The 9,947-nt window shown below is 63.7% G+C and carries 12 protein-coding genes and 1 tRNA gene; 7 read left to right on the forward strand and 6 right to left on the reverse strand.

What is annotated here, in order from left to right:
* Positions 1–106 precede the first annotated feature (106 nt).
* Positions 107–1,222: a calcium:proton antiporter gene (locus KBY72_RS02910; RefSeq protein ID WP_254993031.1), complete on the reverse strand. Its 1,116-nt coding sequence runs from the start codon at positions 1,220–1,222 to the stop codon at positions 107–109.
* A gap of 23 nt (positions 1,223–1,245) precedes the next feature.
* A tRNA-Leu gene (locus tag KBY72_RS02915) sits at positions 1,246–1,329 on the reverse strand.
* A 41-nt stretch (positions 1,330–1,370) separates the two neighbouring features.
* Between KBY72_RS02915 and KBY72_RS02920 the strand changes: the two genes are divergently transcribed.
* The 4 genes from KBY72_RS02920 to KBY72_RS02935 are packed head-to-tail and all read left to right on the forward strand — an operon-like array spanning position 1,371 to position 3,436.
* On the forward strand, positions 1,371–1,628 hold the full coding sequence (locus KBY72_RS02920) for an NAD(P)H-quinone oxidoreductase subunit L (protein WP_254941772.1): 258 nt from the start codon (positions 1,371–1,373) through the stop codon (positions 1,626–1,628).
* Complete coding sequence (locus KBY72_RS02925; RefSeq protein WP_254959613.1) at positions 1,625–1,966, forward strand: DUF3007 family protein; 342 nt, start codon at positions 1,625–1,627, stop codon at positions 1,964–1,966. The genes KBY72_RS02920 and KBY72_RS02925 overlap by 4 nt, the downstream gene beginning before the upstream one ends.
* A 29-nt stretch (positions 1,967–1,995) precedes the next feature.
* Complete coding sequence (gene trpA, locus KBY72_RS02930) at positions 1,996–2,811, forward strand: tryptophan synthase subunit alpha (RefSeq protein WP_254959614.1); 816 nt, start codon at positions 1,996–1,998, stop codon at positions 2,809–2,811.
* Positions 2,812–2,818: 7 nt separating this feature from the next.
* Positions 2,819–3,436 (forward strand): DUF938 domain-containing protein, encoded by a 618-nt coding sequence (locus KBY72_RS02935; protein WP_254993033.1) that lies wholly within the window; start codon positions 2,819–2,821, stop codon positions 3,434–3,436.
* Here KBY72_RS02935 and KBY72_RS02940 read toward each other — a convergent pair.
* Together KBY72_RS02940 and KBY72_RS02945 are read right to left on the reverse strand one after the other, a co-directional pair.
* The gene (locus tag KBY72_RS02940) at positions 3,350–4,639 is read right to left on the reverse strand and encodes an aminotransferase class I/II-fold pyridoxal phosphate-dependent enzyme (protein ID WP_254993035.1); all 1,290 of its coding nucleotides are present in this window, start codon (positions 4,637–4,639) and stop codon (positions 3,350–3,352) included. The two genes, KBY72_RS02935 and KBY72_RS02940, sit on opposite strands and share 87 nt — an antisense overlap.
* A gap of 11 nt (positions 4,640–4,650) precedes the next feature.
* Positions 4,651–4,908: a hypothetical protein gene (locus KBY72_RS02945; protein WP_254959617.1), complete on the reverse strand. Its 258-nt coding sequence runs from the start codon at positions 4,906–4,908 to the stop codon at positions 4,651–4,653.
* Between the two features lie 98 nt (positions 4,909–5,006).
* On the opposite strand from KBY72_RS02945, the gene KBY72_RS02950 reads away from it, so the two are divergent.
* Positions 5,007–5,273 carry a YciI family protein gene (locus KBY72_RS02950; protein ID WP_254932341.1) on the forward strand — a complete coding sequence of 89 codons (267 nt, stop codon included), beginning with the start codon at positions 5,007–5,009 and terminating at the stop codon, positions 5,271–5,273.
* Between the two features lie 7 nt (positions 5,274–5,280).
* On the opposite strand, the gene KBY72_RS02955 is transcribed toward KBY72_RS02950, so the two are convergent.
* Positions 5,281–5,646, reverse strand: a complete 366-nt coding sequence (locus tag KBY72_RS02955; protein WP_396121785.1) for a c-type cytochrome — start codon at positions 5,644–5,646, stop codon at positions 5,281–5,283.
* Positions 5,647–5,734: 88 nt separating this feature from the next.
* Here KBY72_RS02955 and KBY72_RS02960 point away from each other — a divergent pair, with 88 nt between their 5' ends.
* Positions 5,735–6,934 (forward strand): metallophosphoesterase, encoded by a 1,200-nt coding sequence (locus KBY72_RS02960; RefSeq protein ID WP_254959618.1) that lies wholly within the window; start codon positions 5,735–5,737, stop codon positions 6,932–6,934.
* A gap of 2 nt (positions 6,935–6,936) precedes the next feature.
* Complete coding sequence (locus KBY72_RS02965; protein WP_254993036.1) at positions 6,937–9,618, forward strand: AAA family ATPase; 2,682 nt, start codon at positions 6,937–6,939, stop codon at positions 9,616–9,618.
* A 95-nt stretch (positions 9,619–9,713) separates the two neighbouring features.
* Here KBY72_RS02965 and KBY72_RS02970 read toward each other — a convergent pair.
* Positions 9,714–9,947: AbrB family transcriptional regulator (locus KBY72_RS02970; RefSeq protein WP_254993037.1), on the reverse strand; the 234-nt coding region annotated here is incomplete at its 5' end.

Raw genomic sequence — 9,947 nt, forward strand, 5'->3', positions numbered from 1 at the left:
GGATGCATGGTGCTTGTTCTGGCCTGCGCAAGCTCTTAGAGCTAGCCGGCTTCTGCCAGACCCCTCAACCATAGCCCGAGAGCAGGTACCCCTTCGCTTGAGAAATTCAAATGATGGGTTTAAGCAACAAAGCACCCACGAACAGGGCCGTATAGATGCTGAGCAGCAGCAAACCCTGGTACCAGGTCAGGGAATCCCCTTCCGTGACCCAGTGCACTGCAAAGGCGGTGGCCCCAAGGCAGGCAAGGGCCTGGGGCGGGAAGGTGAGGTGTAGGAAACGCCCCATTAGCGGTCCGAGCAACACCAGGACTGGCAATACGAACAACATCAACTGGACGCTGGATTCGACGGTGCTGGCCATCGCCAGCGCCATGCGACCTCGACTGGCCGCCCGAAAGGCGACCAGAGCTTCTGGGATTGCCGAAAACAACGGCAACAACAACATGCCCACAAATAGGGGGGTGACCGCACTGCCTTTGACCAGATCTTCGAGCCCAGCCACCAAGTGCTCCGAAACCCCGGCAATGGCCAGGGCCACCAAAACCAGCACCCCCACAATTGCCGGCAGGGATGCCTGGGACTCGCTGGTAGCACTAGCTTCTGCCAGCTCCCTCTCAACAGCAAAGAGCCCCCGATGGGTACCCAGTTGATATAGGTAGGAAAGCAGATAAGCCAGCATCACAATCACCGCTACGACCAGGGAGTAGACAGCAAATAGATCAAATACGTTGCCGCCCTCGGTGATCGGGTGCATCGAGTCCCAGAAAAAGATCGAGGGGACCGACATCAAAATCACACTTATCAGCAACTGGCGGGTGCTCAGGCCACGACTGTGGCGATTGAGATCCACCACCAACTCCCGCCTCCCAGCCACGATCGTGCTGATTCCGAGCACCAACAGACTGTTGGTGATCACGGCACCGGCAATGCTCAACACCACCAGGTCGTAGAGGCCGCTTTTCAAGGCCGTCAGGGCGATCACCAGCTCAAGCAAATTGCCCAGAGTGACGTTCAGCAGACCTCCCAACCGCTCACCAACGCGGTGCACAAGTCGATCGACCAGCTCAGCTGTGATCTGGGCCAGAGGGATCAGGGCCAGGCCGCAAAGCAGGAAATAGGGGAGCTTGAAAGGGCCCGCCGCCTCAGGCGGCACCACAATCGCCACAGCGCTCACCAGCAGCAGCAGCTTCCAGCGACCACTCAAAACTTCTCGAATCAGCACGAGGCAAGTCCAACCAAAATCGATGGGGGCAGGGGGACTTGAACCCCCACAACGTTGCCGTCTGCGGATTTTAAGTCCGCTGCGTCTACCAATTCCGCCATGCCCCCTGCTTGGCCATCCTAAATTGGTGGCAACAAGAAGGTTTGCCGTGCAGCTGCCCGGGTTTCTTCAATCCGTTTCGCCTGATCTACTGCTGGTGCTGGTGGCCTATGCCCTGATCGCAGGCGCCTATCTAGTGGCCGTGCCCCTGCTGCTTTACGCCTGGATGATCAAGCGTTGGACAGTGATGGGCAAGCTCGAGCGCTTCGGGGTCTACGGACTGGTGTTTCTGTTTTTCCCTGGTCTGATTTTGTTTGCTCCCTTCATCAACCTGCGCATGGCAGGCCAGGGCAACGTGCTCTCATGACCAACGGACGGGCCCTGCTGCTGGCCCTAGGGGTATTTGGCTTGGGCGGTGGCGGTTATTGGCTTTTTCAGGCCGGAGGCTTTGAGGGCTTTTCTGCTGGTATCGCCGCCTCTGCCCTGCTGATGGTGCTGGTACTCGCCTGGACGGGCAGCTACCTATTTCGGGTGGTCACAGGCAAAATGACCTTTATCCAGCAGCGGCGCCAATACCGCGAGGCCTACGACGCCTTCACCACGGCAGCTCTGCAGCGCAAGTTTGACGCCCTCAGCCCCGAAGAGCAGGAGCGACTCCTGCGCGAAACGGGCCAGCTGCCAGAAGCTCCCCAGGGCGAGACATAGGCTCACTGGCCGAAGCCCTTATCGCTGCTGTGTCTGCCGCCCCTACCCAAATCCAGCAGCGTTTCATCTCCCTTCGCCAACAGGGACGTTGCGCCCTGATGCCGTTTTTGATGGCGGGCGATCCGGATCTGGCCCACACCCGGGCCAGCCTGCTGGCCCTGCAGGCCAATGGCGCCGACCTTGTGGAGCTCGGCATTCCTTACAGCGATCCCTTGGCCGATGGACCGGTGATCCAGGCCGCCGCCAGCCGAGCCCTGAAAGCTGGCACCACTCCAGCCGGGGTGCTGGAGATGCTCAGCTCCCTCAAGGGTGAACTGACCATGCCCGTGGTGCTGTTCACCTACAGCAACCCCTTGCTCAACCGCGGCATGGAGGCCTTCTGTGCCGCCGCCGCCACCGCCGGAGCCGCCGGCTTGGTGGTGCCCGACCTACCCCTTGAAGAGGCCGAGAAACTCTCAGCAATCGCAGCAGCTGCCGGCCTCGATCTGGTGCTGCTAGTGGCGCCCACCACGCCAGCCGAGCGCATGGGAAGAATCCATCAGGCAAGCCGCGGCTTCACCTACCTGGTGAGCGTCACCGGCGTGACCGGGGTGCGCACAAACCTTGAATCCCGGGTGGGCGATCTGGTGGGCCAGCTCAAGACCCTGGGAGATACGCCAATCGCCGTGGGCTTTGGCATTTCCGACCCCGAGCAAGCCCGTCAGGTGCGCGACTGGGGCGCCGATGGAGCAATTGTGGGTAGTGCCTTAGTGAAAGTGATGGCGGCCGCCCATGGCCAGCAGGGCGACGTTGCCGCCGCGGCCGGGCGCTTCTGCGCCGAGTTGCGGGCCGGGCTCGACGCTTAAGCCCCTCATGCTCTTTTCCCCCGCCTGCGAGCGCAACAAAGGGCCGATCCTGGCTGTGCTTAAAGAGTGGTTGCCGGCTCACGCCCAAGTACTTGAGATCGGCTCAGGCAGCGGCCAGCACGCAGCTTTCTTCTGCCAGCAGATCGCAGGCCTTACCTGGCAGACCAGTGAACGCCAAGAGAGCCTCACGGATCTGCAGGCCCAGCTGGAGGCCCTGAGCCCCACGCTGCCAGCCGCCATCGCCCTGGATGTCACGGACGCTGGGCAGTGGCCTTGCCAGAGCTTCGATGCTGTATTTAGTGCCAATACGGCTCACATAATGTCGGCCGCGGCCGTAACCCATCTATTAGCCGGAGCCTCGCGGGTGTTGCGGCCTAGCGGGCTGCTGCTGCTCTACGGCCCCTTCCACGACGGCGGCATACACACTGCCGCCAGCAACGCCGCCTTCGACCAGCACCTGCGCAGTCTCGATCCAGCCATGGGGGTGCGTGATGCCATTGAGCTGGTGCAGCAAGGCCAAAACCTCGGTCTCGACCTCCTAGCCGATCTGCCCCTGCCGGCCAACAACCGAATGCTGGTGCTGGAGCGTCCTAAGCCCGCCAGCTGTAGCCACCAGGCGGCGTAGGCCGCTGAACAGGCGATCGAGGGCCTCAGCCAGATCCGCAGCGTCGAGCAGGCCGTAGCTGAGCCGCAACACCGGCCCAGCGTCGCTTGAATCCAGCCCGAAGCTGCCGCCGCTCAGGGTCGCCACCCGGTGCTCGAGCACCAGCCGCCGCATCAGCGTGTCCGCATCGAACGGCAACGGCACAGCAACTTGCAGCAGGGCGTAGAAGGCCCCATCGGGCTGGGCCAGCAAGCGCACCGGCAAGCCCTGGGCCTGCTGCTCTGCCACGGCAGCCAGCAGCTGCAGGCGCAGCTTCGCCAGGGCTGCGATCCGGGGCGCGCACCAGGCCGGACCGGCAGCTAGGGCGGCCCGGGCGGCGTGCTGGGTGAGTCGGGGCGGACAGATCAGCACCGTGTCCTGCACCTTCAACAAGGAAGGCAGCAGCGCCTGCGGTACGGCCATGTAGCCCAACCGCCAGCCCGCCAGGCCGTAGGCCTTCGAGAGCGAATGCAGCGACACGGTGTGGGCGGCGCTGCCCGGCAGGGAACCGGCGCTCCAGTGGGGCTCCTCGCCGTAAACGAACTGCTCGTAGGCCTCATCGCTGATGTGAAACAGGCCGTGCAACGCACAGAGCTGGTTGATCGCCGCCAACACCTGGGCCGGAATCACCACGCCGCTGGGGTTATTTGGCGACACGGTGACGATGGCCCTGGTGCGCGGGGTGATTGCCGCCGCCAGCCTCTCTGGATCGGGTATCAGGCCCGCCTGCACCGGGACTGGCACCGCACCGGCCAGCTGCACCGCCATCACGTGGTTGAAATAAAAGGGCACAGGCAGGATCACCTCGCTGGGTTCCCCTGGGGGGCCCGCTGCGATCACTTGAGCTACCGCGTTGAAAGCCATGTTGCTGCCGGCTGTGACCAGCAGCTCAGCCCCTGTGAGGTCGAGATCGTTCTGGTTGGTGAGCTTGGCGGTGATTGCCGCCAGCAGCTCTGGATCACCAAGGAGTGGCCCGTAACGGTGCAGCGCTGGCCCCCCGGTCGCCAGGGCCTCGGCCACGGCAAGGGCTACGCCTGGTGGCGGATCCCAGCCCACCATTCCCTGGGCCAGCGACAGGGTGCCGGGGGTCTGGTGCACCAGGGCAGCCAGCTCAGGAATGATTGGGCTGAGTACCTTCGCCAACCGCTGGCTTGGGCCCGGTAGGGGGTAAGCGGGATAGCTCACAGCCCTAAGACTCAAGGGTTGTATTTGGCAGTTGACTGCTTAACGCAGACGGACTTGGCCTGATCCAAGCTTTGGCCTTTGCTGTAGCCGTCGGCAATGCAGCCACAGGTCTCGTCGACCATGCCAGCAGGTGGTGTTTTGCCTGCCTTCTTGAATTCATCCTGCATGGCGCTGGAGCATTTGCCAACAATGATCTGCTTCATCATGTTGGCTTGGGCAGGAGCCGCGAAAAAGGCAGCGCTAGCAAGAACGAGAAAGGAGCGAAGCACGGGAATTTGGGATCTTAAGACACCCTTCTTAACACCCCTGATCGGCAACCAGAAAGCAGGTAACCCCGTAATGTCAGGCCCCGATAACTCCCAACATCATGCGCTTCGTGCTCTGGGGTACCTACTGCGATGACGCCCTCGAAAAGCGCGGCCCCTATCGGGAAGAGCACCTAGCCGGACTGCAGAGCCTTAAAGACGCCGGCACCCTGATCACCCTGGGCCCCACCGAAGGCAGCACCCATGTGTTCGGGATCTACGAGGCCGACAGCAAAGAGAAGGTTGAAGCCCTGGTCAAGGCAGATGTCTACTGGCGCAATGGCATCTGGACTGAGGTGCAGGTGTATCCCTGGATCCAGGCCTTCTGAAGCAAGTTCAGACCTTGGGCCAATCCAGCTGGGCCTGCAGCCACACGTAGCCCGCCACCGCCTCTGCTCCCCCTTCCCCAAGCACGGCTGCATAACCAGACATCTGGCCCTGGCCGGCGGCGGCAATTACGGCGATCCGCTCCGGACCATCGATGCCATTGCGCTCTAGGGCCGCCAGGTGCAAGTTTTTGCCGCGGCGAATGATATTGCCCCCGTTTACGTGGCAGCCAGCGCAATGGTTGGCAAATAGCTCTGCCCCATCCGCCGCAGGGGCAGCCCAAGACGGCTCTGCGCTGATGACCAGCGCCGCCATCACCACGGCTAACAACGCCAATCTGGCCAACCCCAACCCCCGCAACAGCTTCTGAAGCACCGTGGGAATCTTGCTATCGATGATTCCAGTGTGCGCCTGCAGGCGCTAAACAGGGTCTTACGCCGCCACCTGGGTCCTGGCTAGCCCCTTGCCACCCGTCACCCTGCTGCACAGCGCCGACTGGCAGATCGGCAAGCCCTATGCCCGGGTCAGCGATCCAGACAAACGCGCCCTGCTGCGCCAGGTGCGGCTCCAGGCAATCGGCCGTATCGCAACCCACGCCGCCGCCACAGCAGCTGACTTAGTAGTGGTAGCTGGGGATCTGTTCGACTCACCCACGCCTGGCGCAGCGGATGTAAGTGCCGTGTGTGCCGCCATCGGCACGATCCCTTGTGCCGTGCTGGTGATCCCCGGCAACCACGACCACGGTGCCCCAGGCAGCGTGTGGCATACGCCCTATTTCCAGGCGGAGCAGGGGCGCCGCGCCGCCAACCTGCAGGTGTTGCTGGAGGCCACACCCATCGAACTGGCAAGTGTGGTGGTGCTGCCCTGCCCGCTTCTGCGTCGCACTGATGCATGCGATCCCTGCGGCTGGCTCAACGGCCTCAACTGGAATGAGCTGCCTAAAAACAAGCCCCGGTTGGTGCTCGCCCATGGCTCGGTTCACGGCTTTGGTGCCACCGACCTTGATGCCGCTGGCGAGCCAGACGACGACAACCCCGGCGATGCCAGCAACCGTTTGCGGCTGGAGGGAGCCTGGTTGGAGCATGTTGACTATGTGGCCTTAGGCGACTGGCACGGCCTCAAACGGGTCTCCGAGAAGGTTTGGTACAGCGGCACCCCCGAAGCAGATCGCTTTCCCCGCAGCGCCGACTACCGCTGCGGCCAGGTGTTGCAGGTGCAGCTTGGGCGGGGCGTGGTGCCCCAGGTGAGCCCCTTGGCCACCGGAGCGCTGAACTGGCATCCCCTGCGCATCCAACTGCAGCAAGAGAGCGACCTTGAGCGACTCGAGGCCCAGCTGGAACGCCTGCTTGGCGGGCGCATCGGCAGCGACCTGCTGCTGCTGGAGGTAGGCGGCAGCCTCAGCCTGGCTGGCCATCGCCGCTACGCGGAACTGCTGGAGCGCCTAGATGCCCAGCTGCTGCGCCTGAAACTGCGTGGTCGCTGTGAAGCGGCGCCCGGAGATGCCGAACTAGCCGAGCTCACCCAGCGCCCCGGCGACCCCCTGGTTGCCCGGGTTGCCCAAGAGCTGCATCGCTGCCTTAAGGCCCCTGGCGACGCCGACCCCACGGTGTTGCGTCTAGCCCTCAGCGAGCTGCACCAGACCGTGGCCCAGTTGCAGGTCTAAATATGCGCCTGCTCCACGCCACCCTGCGCCAGGTGCGCCTGCACCAGCAGCTCGAGCTCCAGTTCGATCCCCGCTTCACCCTGCTGGGCGGCCCCAATGAGGCGGGCAAGAGCACGGTCGTGGAGGCCCTGCACAAGGTGCTGTTCCTCAAGGCCAGTGCCACGGGCCGGGCGGTAGACGAAATGCGCTCCCGCCTGCACAGCGGCCTGCCGGAGGTGGAGCTGAGCTTCGAGGCGGCCGGCGCCCGCTGGGAGCTACGCAAGCGCTTTTCCGGGGCAAGTGGCACCTGCCAGCTCAGTAGCGATGCGGGCCTGGCCCTGCGGGGGGCGGCGGCGGAGGAGCAGCTGGCCCGTCTACTGGGGGTGGATGGGCCAATCGAGGGCAGGCGCCACAGTCAGTTGCCGCTGCGCTGGGCCCACCTCTGGGTGCGCCAGGGGGAGGCCGGCACCAACCTGCTGGGCAGCCCCAGCGAGGCCTACGACGTTGAACAGCTGGTACAACAACTGCAGCAGCGGGGCGCGGCTGCCGCAGCCCTGGAATCCCCCCTCGACCGCCTGGTAAGCGAGCAGCTGCAGGCCCGGCTCGACCAGCAGTTCACGGCCACTGGCAAGGTGAAGGCTGGCTCCCCCCTGGCCGCTGCCCGCCAGCGCTGCTCAGACGCCCTACTGAACCTGGAGCAGGCCCAAGCCCTCCAAGCTGAGCTGGAAGCGGCCATGGAGCAGCTGCGCCAAATAGGTGAACGGTTGCAATTGATCGAAGCCCAGGAGCGGCCGCAGCTGCAGCGGGCTCTCCAGCTGGAGGCCCAGGTGCGGCTGCGGCGAGCCCAGATCGAACCCCTGCGCCAGCAACTGAGCAATCTTGAGCAGGCCCAGGCGCAGCTGCAAGCGGTGCAGCGGCAGCTGGGCGAGCTAGGAGCGCAGCAACAGGAATGGCAGCTGCAACGCAGCAGCCGGCAACAGCAATTCCGCAGCTTGGAAGCCAATTACCAAAGCTCAGACCAGGCCTGCCAGGAGCTGAAAAACCTGCAGCAGCAACAGGTCGAGCGTCTCGAACTGGCCCAGCAACTGCTCGATCTAGCCAACCTCGAGCGGGAGGCTCAGCAGCTCCTAGAGCATCAACAACAATTCCAGCGGCTCCAGCTCCAGGCGGAACAGTGCAAGCAAAGCCTTGCCCAGCTGGCCCCAATCGATGTCGCCGCGGTGAAGGCCCTGCGACAGGCCGAACAGCAATGGGCCCAGGCCGAAGCCCGCAGCCAGGCCATGGCAACAGCGGTCAGCTTGATTGAGACAGATCAGCCCGTAAGCCTCGCCGGCCAGCCCCTATCCCCTGGGGAAACGGTTCAGCTCAATGGCAGCGCCGAGCTGGCGGTGGGCTGCGGGGTTCGGCTGCGCATCAGCCCTGGAGGAGGGGAGGCGACCGCCCAAGCTGCAGCGGCCCTGCAGCACAGCGGCGCGGCTCTGCGCGAGCTGCAGAGCGCCATTGGCGTGGCCAATAGCGAAGCGGCAGAAGTGATTGCCCAGCAGCGCCAGGCCCTGGAGCTCGAGCTGGCCAACCTGCGCCAAGCGGCCAGCGCCATCCCCTGGAGTCGCTTGGAAGAGCAGATCACCGCCCTCGAGCCGAGGCGTCAGCGCCTGCTCAGCCGGCTGGCACACCATCAATTGCAGCGCCAGAGCCTGGCCGAAAGCGGCGAGCTGCCCCAGGGGCGCGCGGAGCTCGAGGCCTGGATCGAGGAGCTGCGGCGACAAGCCAACGAGCTCAGTCAAAAGCAGCAGCAGGCCGAAGCCGGGCGCACAAGCTGGCGCCAGCAGCTCGAGCAGCAGCACCGAAGCAGCCAGGAACTGGAGCGAAACCTCGAGCAACTCACGGGCTCCCTGAGCACCTTGGCGGAACGCCAACTAGCCCTACAAGCCAGTCACGGTGATGCGCAGCAACTAACTGATGCGGTGAACAACAGCCGCCAGGCCCTGCTCATCCAAGAGGCGGAGTTGTCTGCCCTGGATAACGAACTGCTCGACAAGCTGCCAGCTGGCGGCGCCATCGAGCAGCGCCTACGCCTACTAGATAGCGAGAAAGACGCCCTGCTCACCAGCCGCGGCCAAAACGAGCAACGCTGCCTCACTCTTGGCTCGGATGATCCAGCGGCATTAGTGGAACATCGCCAGGCCGCCTGGGAGTCGGCCCAGGCAGATCTGGAGGCACTAGAGCTCCAAACCCAGGCATTGCAGATGTTGCAGAACCTGTTTCACCAGACCCGCCAGGATTTCTCCCAGCGCTACAGCGAACCTCTGGAGCAGGCCATTGGGCCCTACCTCCACTACCTGCAAAGCGGCAGGCACCAGGCAAGCCTGGACTTTGACCCCAAAAGTGGGTTTGGCAATTTCGAACTTCAACAGGGCCAACACCGCTTTGGCTTCGAGCAGCTAAGTGGAGGCATGCGCGAACAATTAGCCGCCGCCCTGCGCTTGGCCATAGCGGAGGTGCTCCAACCCGCCTACGACGATTGCCTGCCGTTGATATTCGACGACGCCTTTGCCAACAGCGATCAACAGCGCCTGCAAGCGCTGCAGCTGATGCTGCGCCGAGGGGCCAACCACGGCATGCAACTGATCCTGCTGTCCTGCAACCCGAATGACTATCAGGCGCTGGCTGCCGAGCTTGGCAGTGAAATCGCCCTAGCCGCCTGACCAGAGAGTCGTGGGCGGCAAGACAAAAAAACCCCGGACCAGCCGGGGGAAACAATTAACAGATGCTTAAGCAGCGTCAAATGGGGACGCGGCTATCACTCTTCGTCTTCGTCGGTGGCACCGGCGGGAATCAGGCGAATCTGCTTGCGGCCGAGCTTGATCTCGAACTCATCGCCGGGCTTGAGATCAAGCAGTGCCGTGTAGGCCTTGCCGATCAGCAGGTTGCCATTGCCTTGCACGGTAGCGATGTAGCTGAGTTTGCGGCCGCCCTTGCCAACCTTGCCAGCACCGCCAAGCTCAACGCCCTTGGCTTCAAGCAGGGCCTCATA

Source organism: Cyanobium sp. BA5m-21, from assembly GCF_024346235.1.
Taxonomy (GTDB): Bacteria; Cyanobacteriota; Cyanobacteriia; order PCC-6307; family Cyanobiaceae; genus Cyanobium_A; species Cyanobium_A usitatum.